General features: G+C 65.6%; 22 protein-coding genes. 16 read left to right on the top strand and 6 right to left on the bottom strand.

What is annotated here, in order from left to right; translation table 11 throughout:
* Positions 1–102: 102 nt before the first annotated feature.
* On the top strand, positions 103–1,158 hold the full coding sequence (locus tag GDR53_RS07950) for a DUF2793 domain-containing protein (RefSeq protein WP_193337522.1): 1,056 nt from the start codon (positions 103–105) through the stop codon (positions 1,156–1,158).
* Here GDR53_RS07950 and GDR53_RS07945 read toward each other — a convergent pair.
* Positions 1,148–1,744 (bottom strand): TetR/AcrR family transcriptional regulator, encoded by a 597-nt coding sequence (locus tag GDR53_RS07945; RefSeq protein WP_408639789.1) that lies wholly within the window; start codon positions 1,742–1,744, stop codon positions 1,148–1,150. The genes GDR53_RS07950 and GDR53_RS07945 overlap by 11 nt on opposite strands.
* A gap of 57 nt (positions 1,745–1,801) precedes the next feature.
* Between GDR53_RS07945 and GDR53_RS07940 the strand changes: the two genes are divergently transcribed.
* From GDR53_RS07940 to GDR53_RS07930, 3 genes are all read left to right on the top strand, one after another.
* Positions 1,802–2,221, top strand: a complete 420-nt coding sequence (locus tag GDR53_RS07940; RefSeq protein WP_193337520.1) for a VOC family protein — start codon at positions 1,802–1,804, stop codon at positions 2,219–2,221.
* A 72-nt stretch (positions 2,222–2,293) separates the two neighbouring features.
* Positions 2,294–3,421, top strand: a complete 1,128-nt coding sequence (locus tag GDR53_RS07935) for a Gfo/Idh/MocA family protein (protein ID WP_193337519.1) — start codon at positions 2,294–2,296, stop codon at positions 3,419–3,421.
* Between the two features lie 76 nt (positions 3,422–3,497).
* Positions 3,498–4,316, top strand: a complete 819-nt coding sequence (locus GDR53_RS07930; protein WP_193337518.1) for a glycosyltransferase — start codon at positions 3,498–3,500, stop codon at positions 4,314–4,316.
* 6 nt (positions 4,317–4,322) lie between these two features.
* On the opposite strand, the gene GDR53_RS07925 is transcribed toward GDR53_RS07930, so the two are convergent.
* The 3 genes from GDR53_RS07925 to GDR53_RS07915 all read right to left on the bottom strand — a co-directional run bounded on the left by GDR53_RS07925 (position 4,323) and on the right by GDR53_RS07915 (position 7,097).
* Positions 4,323–5,201 carry a glycosyltransferase family 8 protein gene (locus tag GDR53_RS07925; protein ID WP_193337517.1) on the bottom strand — a complete coding sequence of 293 codons (879 nt, stop codon included), beginning with the start codon at positions 5,199–5,201 and terminating at the stop codon, positions 4,323–4,325.
* Positions 5,198–6,415 (bottom strand): O-antigen ligase family protein, encoded by a 1,218-nt coding sequence (locus tag GDR53_RS07920; protein ID WP_193337516.1) that lies wholly within the window; start codon positions 6,413–6,415, stop codon positions 5,198–5,200. Before GDR53_RS07920 ends, GDR53_RS07925 begins: the two co-directional genes overlap by 4 nt.
* A 79-nt stretch (positions 6,416–6,494) precedes the next feature.
* Positions 6,495–7,097 carry a hypothetical protein gene (locus GDR53_RS07915; protein ID WP_193337515.1) on the bottom strand — a complete coding sequence of 201 codons (603 nt, stop codon included), beginning with the start codon at positions 7,095–7,097 and terminating at the stop codon, positions 6,495–6,497.
* Between the two features lie 122 nt (positions 7,098–7,219).
* Between GDR53_RS07915 and GDR53_RS07910 the strand changes: the two genes are divergently transcribed.
* The 3 genes from GDR53_RS07910 (at position 7,220) to mbfA (ending at position 9,621) form a co-directional block, all read left to right on the top strand.
* Entirely contained in the window at positions 7,220–7,675 is a 456-nt protein-coding gene (locus GDR53_RS07910) for an RrF2 family transcriptional regulator (protein ID WP_193337514.1), read from the top strand.
* Positions 7,668–8,558, top strand: coding sequence for an NAD(P)/FAD-dependent oxidoreductase (locus GDR53_RS07905; RefSeq protein ID WP_193337513.1), 891 nt, complete (start codon positions 7,668–7,670; stop codon positions 8,556–8,558). Before GDR53_RS07910 ends, GDR53_RS07905 begins: the two co-directional genes overlap by 8 nt.
* Before the next feature lie 82 nt (positions 8,559–8,640).
* Entirely contained in the window at positions 8,641–9,621 is a 981-nt protein-coding gene (gene mbfA / locus GDR53_RS07900; RefSeq protein ID WP_193337512.1) for an iron exporter MbfA, read from the top strand.
* 1 nt (position 9,622) lies between these two features.
* Here the strand turns inward: mbfA and GDR53_RS07895 are convergent, their stop codons facing one another.
* Positions 9,623–10,129, bottom strand: coding sequence for a DUF2306 domain-containing protein (locus tag GDR53_RS07895; RefSeq protein WP_193337511.1), 507 nt, complete (start codon positions 10,127–10,129; stop codon positions 9,623–9,625).
* An 88-nt stretch (positions 10,130–10,217) separates the two neighbouring features.
* Here GDR53_RS07895 and GDR53_RS07890 point away from each other — a divergent pair, with 88 nt between their 5' ends.
* On the top strand, positions 10,218–10,997 hold the full coding sequence (locus GDR53_RS07890) for a LytTR family DNA-binding domain-containing protein (RefSeq protein ID WP_193337510.1): 780 nt from the start codon (positions 10,218–10,220) through the stop codon (positions 10,995–10,997).
* Between the two features lie 50 nt (positions 10,998–11,047).
* On the opposite strand, the gene GDR53_RS07885 is transcribed toward GDR53_RS07890, so the two are convergent.
* Positions 11,048–11,965 (bottom strand): LysR family transcriptional regulator, encoded by a 918-nt coding sequence (locus GDR53_RS07885; RefSeq protein ID WP_193337509.1) that lies wholly within the window; start codon positions 11,963–11,965, stop codon positions 11,048–11,050.
* Between the two features lie 167 nt (positions 11,966–12,132).
* On the opposite strand from GDR53_RS07885, the gene lnt reads away from it, so the two are divergent.
* The 8 genes from lnt (at position 12,133) to GDR53_RS07845 (ending at position 19,303) form a co-directional block, all read left to right on the top strand.
* The gene (gene lnt, locus GDR53_RS07880) at positions 12,133–13,743 is read left to right on the top strand and encodes an apolipoprotein N-acyltransferase (RefSeq protein WP_193337508.1); all 1,611 of its coding nucleotides are present in this window, start codon (positions 12,133–12,135) and stop codon (positions 13,741–13,743) included.
* Positions 13,744–13,831: 88 nt separating this feature from the next.
* On the top strand, positions 13,832–14,449 hold the full coding sequence (locus GDR53_RS07875) for a ribonuclease D (RefSeq protein ID WP_193337507.1): 618 nt from the start codon (positions 13,832–13,834) through the stop codon (positions 14,447–14,449).
* Between the two features lie 5 nt (positions 14,450–14,454).
* Positions 14,455–15,102, top strand: a complete 648-nt coding sequence (locus GDR53_RS07870; protein ID WP_193337506.1) for a hypothetical protein — start codon at positions 14,455–14,457, stop codon at positions 15,100–15,102.
* A complete protein-coding gene (locus GDR53_RS07865; protein ID WP_193337505.1) occupies positions 15,099–15,551 on the top strand; it encodes an LptA/OstA family protein in 453 nt (150 codons plus the stop codon). The genes GDR53_RS07870 and GDR53_RS07865 overlap by 4 nt, the downstream gene beginning before the upstream one ends.
* Positions 15,548–16,312: an LPS export ABC transporter ATP-binding protein gene (gene lptB, locus GDR53_RS07860; protein ID WP_193337504.1), complete on the top strand. Its 765-nt coding sequence runs from the start codon at positions 15,548–15,550 to the stop codon at positions 16,310–16,312. Before GDR53_RS07865 ends, lptB begins: the two co-directional genes overlap by 4 nt.
* 154 nt (positions 16,313–16,466) lie before the next feature.
* Entirely contained in the window at positions 16,467–17,975 is a 1,509-nt protein-coding gene (gene rpoN / locus GDR53_RS07855) for an RNA polymerase factor sigma-54 (protein WP_193337503.1), read from the top strand.
* Positions 17,976–18,221: 246 nt separating this feature from the next.
* Complete coding sequence (locus GDR53_RS07850; protein ID WP_193337502.1) at positions 18,222–18,788, top strand: ribosome hibernation promotion factor; 567 nt, start codon at positions 18,222–18,224, stop codon at positions 18,786–18,788.
* A 47-nt stretch (positions 18,789–18,835) separates the two neighbouring features.
* On the top strand, positions 18,836–19,303 hold the full coding sequence (locus tag GDR53_RS07845) for a PTS sugar transporter subunit IIA (protein ID WP_193337501.1): 468 nt from the start codon (positions 18,836–18,838) through the stop codon (positions 19,301–19,303).
* Positions 19,304–19,337 lie beyond the last annotated feature (34 nt).

The following is a 19,337-nucleotide window of genomic DNA, read 5'->3' as shown; positions in this document are numbered from 1 at the left end:
GCAAGCAGTCCACCCGCGATGACCCCCGCGGGTGGCACTCTAGCATCCACTTATCCCCGACCCCGCCCACCGGCCGGATACTCCTTGCCAAAGGAGACCGCCATGGACCACACCCCCCGCCTCACGCTGCCCTTCATCATGCCGGGCCAGGCGCAAAAGCACATCACCCACAACGAGGCGCTGCAGGCGCTCGACGCCCTGGTGCAGCCCGCCATCGAAAGCCGCACCCTGACCACCCCGCCACTTACCCCGATCGAAGGGCAGACCTATCTGGTGCCCGCCGGCGCCACCGGCGCTTGGGCCGGTCACGCGGATGAAATCGCCAGCTTCCAGTCCGGCGCCTGGCTGTTCCTCTATCCGGCGCCTGGCTGGCAGCTCTACTGCAAGGCCGATCAAACCGGCCTGGTCTTTGATTCCGGCAGCTGGCACCCCCTGGCCTCGCTCGGCAGCAGCCTGCCGCGCCTGGGCGTCAACACCGGCGCCGATACCACCAACCGTCTCGCCGTGGCCTCCCCGGCCAGCCTCTTCACCCATGCCGGCGCCGGCCATCAGCTCAAGCTCAACAAGGCGGCACCGGGCGATACGGCGAGCCTGCTGTTCCAGACCAATTGGTCCGGCCGGGCCGAAATGGGTCTGGCCGGCAGCGACAACTGGTCTCTCAAGGTCAGCCCCGATGGCAGCAGCTGGATCACGGCGCTCGCCGTCAACGCCACCACCGGGGCGACCACGGTCGCGGCCACCCTGCGTCCCGCCACCGACAATGCCATGACCCTGGGCGGTTCCGGCGCCCGCTGGTCCGCCATCTGGGCGGCCACCGGCACCATCCAGACCTCCGATATCAGGCAGAAGACCGCCATCGCGCCCACCGATCTCGGGCTCGACTTCATCCTGGCGCTGGAGCCCGTGAGGTTCCGCTACGCCGTGGGCGGTCAGGCAGTCGATGGCACGCCGATCAAAGGTGGCCGCACCCATTATGGCCTGCTGGCCCAGCAGGTACAGGCCGTGCTGGGCGAACGTGACTTCGCCGGCCACGTTCTGGTCGATCCGGCCGATCCACAGAGCGAACAGGGCCTGCGTTATGACCAGTTCATCGCCCCCTTGATCGCCGCTGTACAGACCCTGGCGGCGCGCCTGGCCGCGCTCGACTCTAGATCTTGAGCCCGCGGATCAGTGCCTTGATAGTCTTGCGGTAGTCGGCCAGCTCCGCCGGCGCTGCCAGGGCGGCCCGGTCGAACAGGGCATTGAGCAGATACGCCAGCGGCAGCACGGGCAGGTCCCGGATGGCCTTGGCCTCGATGGCGGCAGCAACACCCTCGATCAGCGTGCGCAGCCCATGCCGCGCGTCGATGGCGTCGACCGCCGCCCGGCCTAGTACAGAAGGGGCATCGACCAGCAGAATGCGCCGCCGCCCCTCGTCCTGCATGGCGTCGAGAAAGGCATCGCCCCCGGCGATCAGCGCCTTGACCGGGCCGGGCTCGTCCTCGCCCGCGGTTGCGCCATTGATGGCCATGGCCAGCAGGGCATGCTCTTCCTCCACCACCACCTGGAACAGCGCCGCCTTGTCGGCAAAGTGGTGATAGAGCGCGCCGCGCGTTACCCCCGCCGCCGCCACGATCTCCGGCGTGCCGGTCGCGGCAAAACCCTGGCTGGCAAACAGCCGCCGCGCCGCAGCAATCAACACCCGCTGCGTTCCCTCGCGCCGTTCCCTCTGACTCTGGCGCACCTGCATACATACACCTTGCATTTTACGGATAGATACACGCAGAATGTATCTAATTGATCGGTAAAGCAAGGAGATCCCATGCGCACCACCGGCTTTTATCCACTGCTGCAGGTCGCCGATGTCGAGGCCAGTGCCAGCTTCTATGAGACCCATCTCGGCTTCGAGCGGGTGTTTTCCAGCAATTGGTATGTGCAGCTGCGCTCAACAGCCCGACCGGCCATCGAACTGGCGGTGATCGCCAACGACCATGAAACCATCCCGGCCCGTGGGCGCGGCCCGACTCGGAGCTTGATTCTCAGCTTCGAGGTCGAGGACGCCGCCATTGAGGCGGCGCGCCTGGCGGCCGCCGGCGTGCCGATCCTTCAGCCGCTGCGCGACGAAGTCTTCGGTCAGCGCCACGTCATCGCCATGGATCCCGATGGCGTGCTGCTCGACATCATCACGCCGATCCCGCCTGACGCGGCCTGGCTTGCCGAACAGGCTGCAGCAGCCAAATAAACCTTTCCCCGCTCTGGCGCCGCGCGGCGCTCCCCGTTAGTTTGCCACTAACATGTCAGGGAGGACAGCATAGTGACCACCAAGCGCCTCGGTATCGGCTTTATCGGTACCGGCAATATTTCGTCGGCCTACTTGAGGGCCATGACCGGCCACGAGACCATGGCCGGCTTTCCCGTGCTCGACATCAAGGGCCTGGCCGATATGCGGCCAGAGGCGTCGCAGGCGCGCGCTGCCGAGTTCGGCCTGAAATCGATGTCCATCGAAGCCATGCTGGCCGATCCCGAGATCGGGCTGATCGTCAACCTCACCATTCCGCGCGCCCATGTCGAGGTCGGCCTGCGCTGCCTCGCCGCCGGCAAGCACGTCTATTCGGAAAAGCCGCTCGGCATCAATTTTGCCGAGGGCCGCACCCTGCTCGACGCTGCCAACAAGGCCGGCCTGCGCATCGGCTCGGCGCCCGACACCTTCCTGGGCGGCTCGCACCAGCAGGCCCGCGCCGTCGTCGATAGCGGCGCTTTGGGCCAGCTGGTGGGCGGCACCGCCTTCATGCAGGCCCCCGGCCACGAGGCCTGGCACCCCGATCCGGCCTTCTACTACGATATCGGCGGCGGCCCGGTGCTCGATATGGGCCCCTATTACATCACCGACCTGGTCAACCTGCTGGGCCCGGTCGCCCGCGTCTCGGCCATGGCCTCGCGCCTGCGCCTGCAGCGCCCGGTCCTGTCCGAGCCCAAGAAGGGCCAGATCATGGACGTGCATGTCGATACCCATGTCACCGGCGCGCTCGGCTTTGCCAATGGCGCCATCGTCCAGGTCGCCATGAGCTTTGACGTGGCCGGCCACAAGCATGTGCCGCTCGAACTCTATGGCACCGAGGCCAGCCTCATCGTCCCCGATCCCAATTTCTTCGGCGGCGATGTCGAGATGAAGAAACGCGGCCGCGACGAGCCCTGGACCCCGGTCCCGGTGACCGCGCCCTATGCCGACGGCAATTACCGCTCGCTCGGCGTCGCCGACATGGCCCTGGGCATTCTCGACAACCGGCCGCACCGCGCCAATGGCGATCTCGCCTTGCACGTGCTTGAGGTCATGGAAGCCTTCGAGACGGCGTCGCGCGAGGGTCGGACCATTGACATCAAGACGCCCGTCGAGCGGCCGGCGCCGCTGGCGACCTCGCTGAAAGACGGCGTGCTGGCCTGACCGAATAGCGCCGGGGTGACAGAGTGGACCGCGCTGGGCTAAGCACAGCGCAGGCCCATCGTCACCCCGGACTGCCATGCCCACGTCGCTGACCACCCAATTGCCCACCATTGTCAGCTTCTGGCACGGCCCCATGAGCTGGCTGGAGGCGCTCTCCATCGCGTCGTTCCGCCGCCACGGTCACGCCGTGGAAGTCTATTCCTTCGATCCCATCGACAACCTGCCCGCCGGCGCCCTCCAGTGCGACGCCACCGAAGTCCTGCCGCGCGACAAGCTGGTTTTCTACAAGGGCAAGGGTACGCCCGGCGTCTTCTCCGATTATTTCCGCATGGCAGTGCTGGCCCAGGGCAGGGGGGTCTATGCCGATCTTGATGTCTATTGTGTGCGCCCCATTGAGGGCCCGCCCGACTACCTGATGGCCTATGAGCGGACCGGCTCGATCAATGGCGCCGTGCTGCACATTCCGGCCGACGCGCCGCTGCTGGCCGACCTGCTCTCGATCTTCACCGATAGCAAACGGCCATTGCTGGAGCCTCACCTGCCGCTGTTCCGCCGCCTCGAAGTCGCCGCCAGGCGCCTGCTCGGGGAAAAGATCGCGCCCGAGGATATGCAATATGGCGCCACCGGCCCCATGGCGCTGACCCATTACATGCGCCAGCGTGGCCTTGAGCATCTGGTGCGGCCCAGTTCGGCGCTCTACCCCATTCCCTATGAAGGCATTCCTGCGCTGATGCAGTCTGGCTCCAGCGTGGATGGCGCCATCGGTCCCGATACCCTGGCCGTCCATCTCTGGCGCAGCCAGCTGACCCGGCGCGGCCGGGCCGACATGCCGCTGCCCGAGCCGGGCAGCGCCCTCTGGACCCTGTGCCAGCGCGAAGGCATTGCCCTCGGCTGATAGCTGTCAGCGCAGCCGCAGCAGCTTCTTCCACCAGCGCTGCCAGCGGTGCCGGGCGAAGCGGTAGAACAGTTCATTGGTCATCACATGTCGGTAGAACCGGGCATGGGCGCTGGAATGGAAGATCCCTGACATGATCCCCCAGGGCTTGCTCTTGCGCGTATAGTGCAGGATAGCCGGGTTCATCCCCTCATGGGCGGCATGGGCATCGATGGTGTTCCAGCGCCAGTTCAGTTCCAGCCAATTGTTCCTGAAGATCAGGTTCAGCATGTCCTGGTCGTAATAGAGCCGGTCCATGATGCCGCGTCCCGCCAGGGCCCTCACTTCGGCCTGGATGTCGATGGCGCGCCAGGCAACCAGGTCGATCAGCAGCATGCCCGAGTTGAAATAGGGGTCGGCATAGTCGAACAGGTCGCTATTTTGGGCCATGTCGCGCTTGCCCACGATGAAGGGATGCACCGAATCGCGCACCGCCCCGAGCGGAAAGCCCTTGAGGTCCGTATCGAACAGCGCCTCGATCGGATCGCGCACCATCATGTCGCAATCGAGATAGATCACGCGGGTTACCGTCTCGGGCAGCAGTCGTCCCAGCATCAGCCGCCCATAAACCACTTTGGGCCATTGCGTGCTGGTGGGCAGGCCGGCGACGAAGGCGTCGAATTCGGCATTGTGCGCCAGGTTGTACCAGACCAGCGTCGCCCCGAACTCGCTCTCGATGCGCCTGAGATCGTCCAGATGCGCCTCGGTCAGCGGCAGGTGCAGCAGGTGGAACACAATGTCGGCGCGCCGCTTGCTGGCCAGGCATATCGAGCGCATCAGCGCATAGGCTGGGGCCCAGAAATTATCGTCAAAGGTCAGGGCGATATGGATCGGTGTGCCGGTCATGCCTGGTCTTCCTGTCCGATCTGCGCCAGCGCCGCGATTAGCGCCAGCAGCACGCCATAGACCACCGTCTGCGTCAGGATGCCGAACATGGCATTGGTCATGCCCATGGCGAAATAGCCCAGACTCGCCAGCACGCCCAGATAGAGCGCGGCTTGGCGGTGCCGTCCACGCGTGGCCAGCCCCCCGGCAATCGGCGCCGCCAGCAGCAGACCATAGCTGATCAGGCCTAAAAGCCCGCCGATCACCGCAAAATCGGCCAAGTCATTGTGCAGGTGCGAGGAGGGGGCATAGCCCGGCCCCGGCGGCGCGAAGGGCGCGGCGCTGGTGGTGAACTCGATCATGCCATATCCGTAAAGGGGGGAGGCCCAAAAGGCATTCCAGGCGGTCTGGTACATGTAGAGTCGTTCCCCGATTGCCCCGTCGGTCGCCCCGCCCGTGACCAGCGCCACGGCCGCCCCGCCCAGCTCGCCCAGCCTTCCGCCCAGCCCCAGTCCAAGCACCGCCGTACCCGCCAGCCCGATCAGCGCCACCACGGCGACCAGCACCATGACAACCTGCCGGCGCGGCAGCGTCATCGCCGCCAGCATGGCGGTCCCCACCAGCAGCATGGGCACAAAGGCCAGCAGCGGGCCGCGCGAGCCGGAAAACCACACGGCGACCAGCGCCAGCAGCGGGCCGAGCAGAAACACGAAGCGCACCGGCCGGCGGTCGAGCAGGCCGACCAGCGCGACAAAGCCCAGCATCAGGGTCAGGTCGGCCAGATGGATGGGGTTGTTCACCAGCATGCCGCCGCGGTCGAACTGGCGCACCAGCACGTCATAACCGGCAATGCCGGCGCCCGCCGCCGCCCCGGGCAGGGCAAAGCTGGCAATCGCCAGCGGCGTCAGCGTCTCGCCCAGTCGCGTCAGCAGGCCCGCATGCGCCCCGGCCAGCCAGAGCGGCGCCAGCACCATGATGACCGCGATATGCAGCGGCGAGGTCGCGGTGAACGCCAGCGCCACCAGCAGCACCAGGCCCGCCCCCAGCGACAGCGCGATGGCGGGCTGCCGCAACACGGCGCGCGACGCCGGCACCACGGCCAGCACCAGCATTCCCACGCCCATCAGCACCAGCGTCGTAATATTGGCCACTTCGGGGGTCGGCGTGGGCAGGGTCAGCCCGGCGAGCAGCGCCGCCCAGGCAAGGATAACAACCAGTTTGGGCAGCAAGTTCATGGGTCCGGGGCTCGATTTGGCCGGACAATGTCGTTTCAGCGCCGGGGCGTCAACCGCCCAGACGCCACCCGCCCGCCGCCTACCAGCGCAGGCTCAGCCGTGCTGCCGTATCGGGGTCGAAATGCAGCGTCACCAGCGTATCCTGCGCCGGGTCATGCACGCCCTCGCTTGACTGTCGCTGCAGCAGGGTAATCGTCTGCGTCGCCGTGTTGGCGCCGCGGAACACATAGTCAAAGCAGTCTTGGCTCGGTGGGCCCACCACCGCGGCGATCTCGGCCTTGAGGTCGCGCAGGGCGCGGCCACTCACGAGGCTGGCATCGGTCCGCCGCGTCGCCCGCAGGCTGGGCATCCAGTCTCTGTGGGTCTCGCAGATCGCCCGGCCATTCTCGAAGCGGCCGCGGTCGATCAGGGCAATGTCGACCGTTTCGTCCCAGGCATTGCCGGTTTCATATTCCGCCCCGTCCGGGCTGACATCCAGATAGACATCGGTCCAGGCGCAGCTTCCGGCCTCCTCGAGATAGCACCAGCGCTCGCTCGCCTGCATCAAAGCGGCCACATCCTCGATCGCCATCGGCTTGCCGGTCTTCTGGGCGTCGATCACTGCCTCGGTCGCCGCATCGAACGCGTGGGCGGTCACGACAGACGCCAGACTCAGGGCAATCGCGGCAAGCAGGGTCTTCATCGGCATTGGCTCCCCTTGGGCTGGCACAGGCTCAGTGCACCATAGCATCGGCCTGTGGCGGCAGAAACAAGTCCCTGTCGATACGGTTGACAGGTCGGATCACATGTAACTATTATTGTTACATGAAACGATCCAGCCGCCTTTCACTCGCCTTGCACGCTCTGGTACATCTGCACCTGCAGCCCGATGCCGCCATGACCTCGGCCACCCTGGCGCAATGCCTGATGACCAATCCGGTCGTCGTGCGCCGCGTGCTGGGCACCCTGCGCGAAGCCGGCATTGTCGGCGCCACCAAGGGCCATGACGGCGGCTGGCGCCTGCTGCAGCCCGCCACAGCCATCAGCCTATACGCCATCTATGCCGCCATGGGTGAAAGCCTGCTGATCCGCACGGCCAGCGATCCGGGCGACCAGGGTTGCGGCATCGTGCGCGCCGTCGATTCCGTCATGGGCGACTTCCTCGCCGATGCCGAGGCCCTGCTCGCCGCGCGCCTGGCCCGGGTCTCGCTCGCCGACATTGCCAAACAGGCTACCCCCCATCCCCTGCATCCCTCTCTCGGAGCCTCCCCTCATGGATGACGTCATCATCATCGGCGGCAGCTTTGCCGGCCTCGCCGCGGCCCTCCAGCTTGGCCGCGCCCGCCGCCAGGTCACCGTGCTGGACACCGGCATGCCGCGCAATCGCTTCGCCGCCCATTCCCATGGCCTGCTCGGCCACGACCACAAGTCGCCGCTCGATATCCTGGCTGCGGCGCGCCAGCAGCTCGCCCGCTACGTCACGGTGAAGCTGGTCAGCGCCCGCGCCGACAGCCTCACCGGCACTATCGACGATTTTGCCGTCCATACCGATGCCGGCGACAGCCTCAGGGGCCGTCGTGTCCTGCTCAGCTATGGCGTCGCCGACCAGATGCCCCCCATTCCCGGCTTTGCCGAATGCTGGGGTAAGACCATCGTGCCCTGCCCCTATTGCGATGGCTTTGAAGTGGCGGACAAGCATTGGGGTCTGCTCTGGTCCGGCCCGCAGTCCCAGCATGCCGTGGCGTTGTTCCACGACTGGACCGACCATCTGACGGTCTTTGCCGATGGCCACGACATTGCGCCCGACATTCGCGCTGATCTGGTGGCCCGCCAAGTCGATGTCGTCGATGGCAAGCTGGTCGAGATCGCCCACACGGCCGGCCAGATCGCCAGCGTCAATCTCGACACCGGTCGCCATGTCGCGCTGGACGTGCTGTTCGCCCATCCGCGCAACCAGCCATCGGCCAGCCTGCACGCGGCCCTGGGTCTTGAGACCGTGGAGACCCCCGTCGGCATCGCCCTCAAGGTCGATGACCAGCGCCAGACCAGCCTGCCGGGCATCTATGCCGCCGGCGATCTCGCCAATCCCATGGCCAGCGTTACCCTGGCCTCGTCGCATGGCGCCATGGCCGGAATCTTTGCCCAGCAGTCCATGCTGGTCTAGCGGCAGAGCAGCGCCGAGGCACTTGCCTTCACTTTGGAATGGTTCTAAACATTGTTTAGAACCATTCTAATAAGTTGCCGCTATGCTCAGCTTCCTGCCCGATAATCGTCGTGCCTTTTCCTCCCTCTCCGAACGTGAAATCCTCGCCTTGGCGATCTCGGCCGAGGAGGAGGACGCCCGCATCTATATCGAGTTTGCGACCCGCCTCCGCCCGACCTATCCCGGGTCTGGCGCCCTGTTCGAGGGCATGGCGGCCGAAGAAAATGAGCACCGCAGGCGCCTGCTCGATCTTTATGTCACCCGCTTCGGGCCCCATCTCGTGCCGATCCGGCGCGAACATGTGCGCGGCTTTCTGACCCGCAAGCCGCTCTGGCTGATGGCCACCATGAAGCTGGAAGCGGTCCGCCAGCAGGCCTGGGAGATGGAGGAAAGCGCCTATCGCTTCTATCTCGCCGCCGCTCAGCAGACCACCGACGCTGCCATCCGCAAACTGCTCGGCGATCTGGCCGAACAGGAGCGCAAGCACGCCAAGGCCGCCGATCGCATCGACGCCGAGGTCTTGGGTGAAACCGGCCGCGACGCCGAAAAGAGCGAGGCCCATCGCCAGTTCGTGCTGACCTATGTGCAGCCGGGCCTGGCCGGCCTGATGGATGGCTCGGTTTCCACCTTGGCCCCGGTTTTTGCCGCTGCCTTTGCCACCGGCGATACGCATCAGACCTTTCTGGTGGGCCTCGCCGCCGCGGTCGGCGCCGGCATTTCCATGGGCTTTACCGAAGCGGCCTCTGACGATGGCAAGCTCACCGGCCGTGGCTCCCCCATCAAGCGCGGCTTTGCCGCCGGCATCATGACCACCCTTGGTGGCCTCGGCCACGCGCTGCCCTATCTGATCCACGATTTCGCCATTGCCACCACCATCGCCGTGATTGTGGTGCTCATCGAGCTCTGGGCCATCGCCTTCATCCAGAACCGCTACATGCAGACCCCGTTCTGGCGGGCTGCCCTGCAGGTCGTGGTCGGCGGCGCCCTGGTCTTTGCTGCGGGCATATTCATCGGCATGGCCTAGTTCAGCGGGCCACCGGGCCGGCCCGCTTCGGCGTCAGGCGGAACCACAGCGTGCCAGTCGCCACCAGGGCGATGGCTATGAGCACCAGTGACGGTATCCAGCCCGCCTCGGCGCCAAACAGCACGTCATGCATGCGCCGGCCCGGCAGGAAAGTGAAGGCTCCAGCCAGCATCAGCGCGCCCATGTAGACGGCCTGCATCGCCGCCTTGTGCGCGCGCACGTCCCGCCTCACCATTATGGCCCACAGCCCCTGGCCGATGCCAAGATAGGTCAGGGCCGCAAAAAGATGGATCGGGCTGAACGGGCCGATCATTCTGATCTCGTTGATGAAGAGCGAACTGGTCGCCACCACCAGCATCAACAGCACCCAGATCCGCCCCAGCGCCTTGTGCAGGGCGGTGCCTTTATGGCGCCAGAGCACGAGGCCGCCGATGCCAAAGGCGGCGATGGCGGCAAAGGCGTGGATCTGGATGGCGAGGTCTGCGGCAAGCAGCGGTGTGAGCGACATGGCAAGGTTCCCGTTAGCACTTGCCCTTGGCCATGCCGCGACTAGATTGCCCCGGCAAGAACCCCTGCGCCGATGGACGTTGCCATACGTGAACGACAAAGCCATGCATTTCACGCTGCGCCAAACGCAGGCCCATTTCGTGGACCGGCGGACCTGGCTGGGCATTCTGATCGTAGGCGTGCTGGTCGGCCTGGTCGGCCCCTTCGGCACCTTTGCCTTTATCGACCCGCTGCCGCGGCTGCTTTACTGGCTGGCCGTCTGTGCTCTCAGCTATGCCGCCGGCTTTGCCGTGGCCACCGGCCTTGGCGCCTGGCTGGAGGGCAGACTGCGACCTGTATGGCTGCGCATAGCGGTAGCGGGTGTGCTGCCGGGCATTCCTATTGCCCTGATGGTCTTTCTCATCAACGGGTTGAGCTTTGGCTTCGGGCAGGCGGACCTGATGGGCCTCGTCACGCTATTGGTCTATTGCCCGCTGGTTTCGCTGGGTGTCACTACCGCCTCCTTCCTGCTCGGGCGCCAGGTCGCCCCGCCTCCGGCATTGCAGGCGTCAGCCTTGCCAGCCTTGCTTGAGCGGTTGCCGCATCCGCAACGGGGAAGGCTGCTACATCTGGCTGTGGCCGACCACTATGTCGAGGTCATCACCGATAAGGGGCGCGCATTGCTGCTGCTTCGTCTTTCCGACGCCATCCGCGAAACCGCCCCGGTACGCGGTCTCCAGGTCCACCGCTCTCACTGGATCGCCCTTGATGCCGTGCGCAGGACGAGCCGCCATGCGGGCAAGCCGGTACTGGAGCTCGAAGACGGTACCACTGTGCCCATCAGCCGGAGTTACCTGACGGCTGTCAAAGCCGCCGGCCTGCTGACCTGACGGCGGCGACGATGTCGGCGGCTATCCCCTTGCCCACCCAGTCGCTGCACTTACAGGCTGCCCAGCCGGTTTTCCACGATCATGCCGACCTCGGCGCATTCGGCCGCGATCTCGGCGACGAAATCGGCCAGCATGGGGCGCTCCAGCGCGCTGGTCGAGCGCACCACCATGGCGGTGTCGCGGTGCAGCGGCGCAAAATTGACCGGGGCAATCTCTACCAGCCGGCCGGCCGCCACATCCTCAGCAATCGCTGAATGCACGAAAAAGCCCAGCCCCTGGCCCTTGGTGGCCAGCCGTCGCGCCGGCCCGGTGGGCAGTTCGACGCTGGTCTGGGCCAGCCGCACCAGCGCCGCCGCCGTCTCAGGCTCGGCCTGCCACCAGCGCAGCGAGATCACCCGCGGCACCAGCGCCAGCACCTCTTCGATGCTCGGCTCTGCCGACAGCTGCGCCGCGATCTCGGGCGAAACCACCAGCGGCACCCGTTCGCGCATCACCAATAGCGGCACCAGGTCCACCACCAGCGGATCGATATTGGGCCAGCACAAGATGCCCATCTCCACCTCGCGCTCATGCAGCATGGCCACGATCTGGCTTTGCCGCCCTTCATTGACCACCACGTCGACGCCCGGATATTTCGCCTGAAAGCGCAGCAGCGGCTCGGTCACCAGCGGGGTGACAAGGCTGCGCAGCGAGGCGACGGCTATCCGGCCGCGCTCCACCCGCCGCAGCGCTTCGCGCCCCTCCTGCGCCGTGCCGATGATGCGCCGCGCAAACGGCAGGAAGGTCATGCCCTGGTCGGTCAGCGTCACCGTGCGTCCGCGCCGGAACAGCGTCACGCCCAGCAACCCCTCCAGCGCCCGCATCCGCATCGAGGCGGTGGCCTGGGTAATGTTGAGATGGGCCGCCGCGCGGGTGAAGCTCTGCTCCCGCACGATTCTGTCAAAGGTTCGTAGCTGGTCGAGGTCCATCGGTTTGGCTTATCTTTCTATCGATATTGCAGCGGATTTTGACACCATGCATTGGCTTTTGCAATGCTGACACCGGCAAGCCGCCTGCTGTAACCTGCCCGTCTTGACGCTCTCTGCCCCACCAGCCAGCTTGCGCCCATGGATTTTGATTCGCTGAGCCCATTGCCATGACCTGGCTCGCCGAGACCGCCATGCTCAGTCATGGCTGGCGGCGCTTCGTGCTGCTGCTGGTGGCCGGTGCTTTGGCGGGCCTGTCGGTGCCGCCGCTCTTTGTCCTGCCGGCGCTGTTCATTGCCTTTCCGGTCTGGATCTGGTGCCTCGATGGCGCCGAAACCGTCCGTGGCTGGCGCCGCCTGTTCGGCCCGGCCTTCACCATCGGCTTTGCCTTTGGCTGGGGCTATTTCACCGTCGCCTTTCACTGGCTGGGCGCCGCCTTCTTCGTCGAGGGCGGGGTCATGCTGGTCATCATGCCCTTCGCCATCCTGGCGCTGGCCGCCCTGATCGCCCTATTCTGGGGCCTGGCCAGCGCCTTGGCCCACCTGCTGTGGAGCCACGGCCCCTGGCGCATCGTCACTCTGGCCACCTTCCTCACCATGGCCGAATGGGCCCGCGGTCACGTGCTGACCGGCTTCCCCTTCGATCTGCTCGGCTATGCCCTCACCCCCAATGACGAGATGATGCAGCTGGCCGCCGTTATCGGCATCTATGGCCTGACCCTGCTGGCCGCGCTGTTGGCCATGACCCCGGCGCTGATCTGGCCGGCCGACCAGCGCAGCCTCAGCCGGCGCCTCCTGCCCTTCTTCATCGCTATTGCTGTCATCGCTGCCCAGCTCGGCTATGGCCACAACCGCCTCACCGGCACCACGGTCACCCCACGCATCGATACGGCCCTGCGGCTGGTGCAGCCGCTGGTCTATGAGCATGCCGACTGGAACAATGCCGATCCGGTGGCGTTGATCGATCGCCTGCTCATGCTCTCGGACATGCGCACCGGCCCCGATGATCAGGGTCTCGGCGATATCGACCTTTTGGTCTGGCCCGAATCCAGCCTGCCCTTTTATCTCTCCACCTATCCCGAGGCGCTGGCCCGCATTGCCCGCCTGCTGCCCGAGCGCACCACCCTGCTGGCCGGGGCGCCGCGCCTGCAATATGAGCCCGGCACCACCACGCCTTCCGGCCCGCCCTTCAATGCCATCCTGGCCATCGACAGCAATGGCGAGATCATTGCCAGCTACGACAAGGCCCATCTGGTACCCTTCGGCGAATTCCTGCCCTTCGCCCCCTTCTTTGCCAGCCTGGGCATCAAGCAGTTCGTGCCCGGCGCCGAAGGCTGGAGCCATGGCGACGCCCGCCGCCGCCTGATGAGCCTGCCCGGCAAGCCCGCTCTGCTGGCGCTGATCTGCTACGAAATCCTGTTTTCCGGCGATCTGGGCGATACGGCAGGGGCCCAGTTCCTCTTCAACATCACCAATGATGCCTGGTTCGATCACTCCATCGGCCCGGCCCAGCACGCCCATCATGCCCGCATCCGGGCCGTCGAGGAGGGCATGAGCCTGGTTCGCGCCGCCAATTCTGGCCTGACCTTTGCCACCGATCCGCTCGGCCGCATTACCGCGCAATTGCCGGTCTTGCAGATGGATGCCCTCGACGTGCGTCCCGATGAACGGCTCGCTGCCACCCCGTTCAGCCAGCTCCGCTACTGGCCCCTGCTCATTGCCCTGCTGCTGGGCCTCGGCCTGTCCGTCCTGGTGCGCCGGCGCCGCCGCCCGGCTTTGTGATCGCGGCACTGCCGCCCGTCCCCTGCCCAGCCTTTCCAATGCCGTGATGCTGTGGCATCAGGGAGCTACTCTTCCTGCGAGGATTTCCATGGCCATCCGTCTGCACCGCGGCGATCTGCCCAACCTGTCCAATTACGACGGCCGCGAAGTCGCGATTGATACCGAGACCATGGGCCTACACCCCCATCGCGATCGGCTCTGCGTCATCCAGCTCTCGCCCGGCGACGGCAGCGCCGATATCGTCCAGCTCCCCAAGGATGTCAGCCAGGCCCCCAATCTGGTCAAGCTGCTGGCCGATCCCGCCGTCACCAAGATCTTCCACTATGCCCGCTTCGACGTGGCGGCGCTCAAGAACCGCTTCGACGTCGTCACCGGCCCGATCTACTGCACCAAGATCGCCAGCAAGCTGGTCCGCACCTATACCGATCGCCACGGCCTGAAAGACATCACCCGCGAACTGCTCGGCGTCGACTTGTCCAAGCAGCAGCAGAGCTCGGACTGGGGCGCCGACAAGCTCAGCGACGCCCAGCTCGAATATGCCGCTTCCGACGTGCTCTACCTGCACGATCTCAAGCGCCATCTCGATCGCATGCTGGCGCGCGAAGGCCGCACCGAGCTCGCCCGGCAGTGCTTTGACTTTCTCAAGACGCGCTGCGAACTCGATCTGCTGGGCTGGGGCGAGATCGACATCTTCGCCCATAGCTGATGGCCATGACGGTGATGAACCTGCAGGCCGATGCCGCCCAGCGCGAGGCCATCTATCAGCGCCTGGCGCGCCGCAACCGCCTGGTGGCCATCCTGCGCGTCGGCGTGCCGGCGCTCGGCATCCTGGTGCTCGTCCTGCTGGTCGGGCAGATCTACCTCTCAAGCCTCTCGGCCCGCTTCGGCGTCGGCCGCATCGAGGTGTCGCGCGAGGCGGTCACCATCGAAACCCCGCAATATTCCGGCGTGCTTGACGATGGCACCAGCTACCGCGTCTGGGCCCGATCGGCCCAGGCCGCCATTACGGCCGCTAACGAGATCGACCTCGAGGAGGCAGCGCTCTCCATGAACCGGCCCGGCGGGGTGGTGACCGAGGTAACCGCCCACGCAGCCCGGCTCGACAGCGGCGCCGAGACCGTGACCATCCCGGGCGTCGCCATCATCGCCGAATCCACCGGAACCACCGCGACGGTTGTGGATTTAGTGTTCGACTACGCCGCCCAGACCCTGGTGGCCAGGGGGCGGGTGCATGTCGACTATGCCGATGGGTCCTCGCTTGACGGCATCGGCATGACCTATGATGTCACCGAGGCAGTCTGGACTTTCTCCCGCGTGAACGTCACGCTGCCGTCGACGCCTGGATCGGAAACCCCATGATGCTGCGCCTGATTGCGTTCTTCGCGCTCACCTTGTTCGCTGCCCCGGCTTTTGCCCAGCAGGCGGTCAATATCACCGCCGCTCTCTTCACCCTCGACGAGACCTCCAACACGGCCGTGTTCACCGGCAATGTCGTGGTCGTCCACCCCACCGTGACGGTCTGGGCCACCAAGGTGGAAGCCACCTATGGCGCCGGCGGCACCACGGACCTCAAGACCTTCGACGCTACCGGCGATGTCCGCCTCAAGACCGATGACCAGGAGGCCACCGGCGAGCACGCCGTCTTCACCCCCGGCGACCAGTTGCTGCGGCTGACCGGCAATGTCGTGGTCATCAATGCCGGCGGCACCGTCAATGCCGACGAGCTCGTGGTCAATCTGGAGACCAATGTCTCGACCTTCACCAGTGGCCAGAGCGGCCGGGTTACCGGAACTTTTTCCTCACAATGACCCTGTCCACCCAGCCGTCACAGCCGCGCGTCGATCAGTCCGGCTGGCTCGTCGCCCATAGCCTCGCCAAGAGCTTTGGCAAGCGCGTCGTCGTGCGCGACGTCTCCATTGCCGTGCGCCGTGGCGAGGCGGTGGGCCTGCTCGGCCCCAATGGCGCCGGCAAGACCACCGTCTTCACCATGATCATGGGCCTTGTCAAACCCGATTCGGGCTCCATCCAGCTCGATGGCCGCGCCATCACCCATCTGCCTTTGTTCCAGCGTGGCCAGCTCGGCATCGGCTATCTGCCGCAGGAGCCCTCGATCTTTCGCGGCCTCACCGTTGCCGGCAATATTCTGGCCGTGCTGGAAAACCATATCAGCGGCAAGGCAGCGCGCCAGGCTCGCCTCGCCGCGCTGCTGGCCGAATTCTCCATCCAGCATCTGGCCAAGTCCAATGCGCTGGCCCTGTCGGGCGGCGAGCGCCGCCGCGTCGAGCTCGCCCGCGCCCTGGCTGCAGATCCGGCCTTCATGCTGCTCGACGAGCCCTTTGCCGGCGTCGATCCCATCGCCGTGGCCGAGGTCAAGGGCCTGGTGCGCCAGCTCACCCAGCGCGGCATCGGCGTGCTGATCACCGATCACGCCGTGCGCGAGACGCTGGGCCTGGTCGATCGCGCCTATGTCATCCATGGCGGCAAGGTGATGATTCAGGGCTCCCCTGAAGTCATCAGCGCCGATCCCGATGCCCGCCGCGTCTATCTCGGCGAGAATTTCGCCATCTGACGCCGCGGTTCGGCGCACGATGGCGTGATCGGACTTGGCACGAATTTTGCCGCCGCCTTTGCCGCCTGCTTGCCCGCTGCCCGATAATGCGTCATGCTTTGCCTCCGAACCCGGCCGCATGCGGCCTATCCTTGCGCTAAAGGTCTAGAGCTTAATGGCACTTTCGCCGCGTCTGGAATTCCGGCAGGCCCAGAGCCTGACCCTGACGCCGCAACTGATGCAGTCCATTCGTCTGCTTCAGCTCAGCCATCTTGAGCTCAACAGCTTCGTCGAGGAAGAGCTGCTGCGCAATCCGCTGCTCGAGCGCGAGGATGGCGCCGCGCCCGATGCCGAGCCCGCCGAGGCGCCCGAGCGCTCCACCGAGATCAGCGCCTATGAGGACACCGTCGATCGCGGCGACCGCATCCAGGACGCCGATTCCATTGCCGATGGCTATGATACGGCGGTGGACAATGTCTTTCCCGACCAGAGCGCGCAGGACCAGCTCAATCCCGCCAGCCGGCTCGATCGCAATGGCGCCAGCGCGGCCGGCGAGGCCCCCGATATTGACCAGTTCGTCGCCTCCCGCCCGGTCCTGAGCGAGCATCTGGAAGGCCAGTCCAACTTCATCCTGCGCACCCCCGCCGACCGTCTGATCGCCCGCCATCTGATCGACGGCCTCAACGAGGCCGGCTACCTGACCACCGACCTGGAGGCGCTGGCCGATCAGCTGGGCGCCGAGCTGGCCGATATCGAGGCCGTGCTCGCGGCCCTGCAGGGTTGCGATCCCGTCGGTGTCTTTGCCCGCACCGTGCCCGAATGCCTTGCCATCCAGCTGCGCGAGCGCAACCGCCTCGATCCGATGATGCAGGCCCTGCTCGGCAATCTCGGCATGGTCGCCGAACACGACATGGCCGGTCTGATGCGCGTCCTCGGCTGCGACCGCGAGGACCTGCTCGACATGCTGGGCGAATTGCGCCGGCTCGATCCACGCCCCGGCTTGGCCTTTGATAGCGGGCCGGTCGAAACCGTGGTGCCCGACGTCTTCGTGCGGCGCGGCCCTGACGGCGCATGGCAGATCGAGCTCAATTCCGAGGTGCTGCCGCGCGTTCTGGTCAACCGCGTCTACTATGCCAGCGTCACCCGTCAGGCCCGCGGCCCCGGTGAAAAGGCCTTCCTCTCCGATTGCCTGGCCACCGCCAACTGGCTCACCAAGAGCCTCGACCAGCGCGCCCAGACCATTCTCAAGGCCTCCGCCGAAATCGTCCGCCAGCAGGACGGCTTTCTCACCCATGGCATCGCCCATCTCAAGCCGATGACCCTGCGCATGGTGGCCGAAGCCATCGACATGCACGAATCCACCGTCAGCCGGGTCACCGCCAACAAATACATGGCCACCCCGCGCGGCCTGTTCGAGATGAAGTATTTCTTTACCACCGCCATTGCCGCCAGCGATGGTGGCAATGATCATTCCGCCGAGGCCGTGCGTCACCGCATCCGGCAGCTGATCGAGGCCGAACTGGTCACTGCCGTGCTCAGCGACGACACCATTGCCGACCTGCTCAAGCAGGAACAGGGCATTGAACTGGCCCGTCGCACCGTCGCCAAATACCGCGAGGGCATGAATATTCCCTCATCGGTCATGCGCCGCCGCCGCATGAAGAACGCCCAGCAGATGGCCTGAGCGCCCCGGTTTGCTTGCCAAAGCGATAAGGGCCGCCGCAGAAGTTAGTCTGCTTTGTTTGTCCTGTCTGCACAATAAACCAACCTCATGCCGGACTTGCGCATTGCACCGGCAGGGCACGCAGGTCTAGCATTGCCCCTGTCGTCTACCCATATCCAAAAGGCAGGCGACAGGCGTCATCCCGAAGACCGGGAACGGCTTTCGGAGGTCCTGACGTCGCACAACGACAAGAAGGAAAGACAAGCCATGACCTTACGCGTATCGGGAAAGAACATGGATGTCGGCGATGCCCTGCGGGGTAAAGCCGAAGATCATTTCGCCGCCGTCGTCGGAAAATATTTCGATGGTGGTTATGACGGGCATCTCACCCTCACCCCCGACGGCATCGGCTTCCGCGCCGATTGCGTGGTTCACCTCGATTCCGGCGCGACCCTGCAGGCCAGCGCCCAGGGGGGCGAACCGACCGCCGCCTACGAAGTCATGGCGCTCAACATCGAAAAGCGCCTGCGCCGCTACAATCGCAAGCTCAAGCAGATTCGCCGCGGCAATGGCGACGATGTGACCGCCCAGTACACCGTCTTTGACGCCGGCAGCCAGTTTGACGAGCTCGATGCCGATTATGCACCGCCAGTCATCGCCGAAAGCACCAAGAACCTGCGCCAGCTCAGCGTCGAGGAGGCTGTGATGGAGCTTGATCTGACCGGTAGCCAGGTTGTGATGTTCCGCCATGCTGGACATGGCGGGCTCAATGTGGTCTACCGCCGCTCCGATGGCAATATTGGCTGGATTGATCCAGCCCTGGGGGCGAATTGATCGCTCCTTGAGCCGCAATATGCGCAGTTGATCTCAAGGCGATTTGAATGGAACTGGCCGATATTCTGGCTGAGCGTGCCGTGCTGTTTTGCACGGACATCACCGCGAAACGCCAGCTCTTTGAAACCCTTGCCGTTCGTGCCGCTGCATTGACCGGGCACCCGCAGGCCGAGATCCTCGAGGCTATCACCAGCCGCGAGGCCCTCGGCTCGACGGGGCTCGGTAACGGCATCGCCATTCCGCATGGCAAGCTGGGCGGCCTGGGCAGCGTGACTGCCCTGTTTGCCCGACTCGATCAACCCATCGACTTCGATGCGGTCGACGACCAGCCCGTCGATCTGGTCGTCATGCTGCTGGCCCCCACGGGGGCCGGCGCCGATCACCTCAAGGCGCTGTCGCGCGTCGCCCGCCTGCTGCGCACCGAATCGGTTGTCGACGCGCTGCGCGCCACCGCTGATCCGGTCGGCCTCTATGCCATCCTCACCGCGCCGCTGCCCGTCACCTACGCCGCCTGAGCTTGGGTGCCGGCCAACAAAAAACCCTCCGGCG

The sequence above is a fragment of the Devosia beringensis genome (genome assembly GCF_014926585.1).
In the GTDB taxonomy this organism is placed as follows: Bacteria; Pseudomonadota; Alphaproteobacteria; order Rhizobiales; family Devosiaceae; genus Devosia; species Devosia beringensis.
This window is presented reverse-complemented; position numbering and strand designations above follow the sequence as displayed.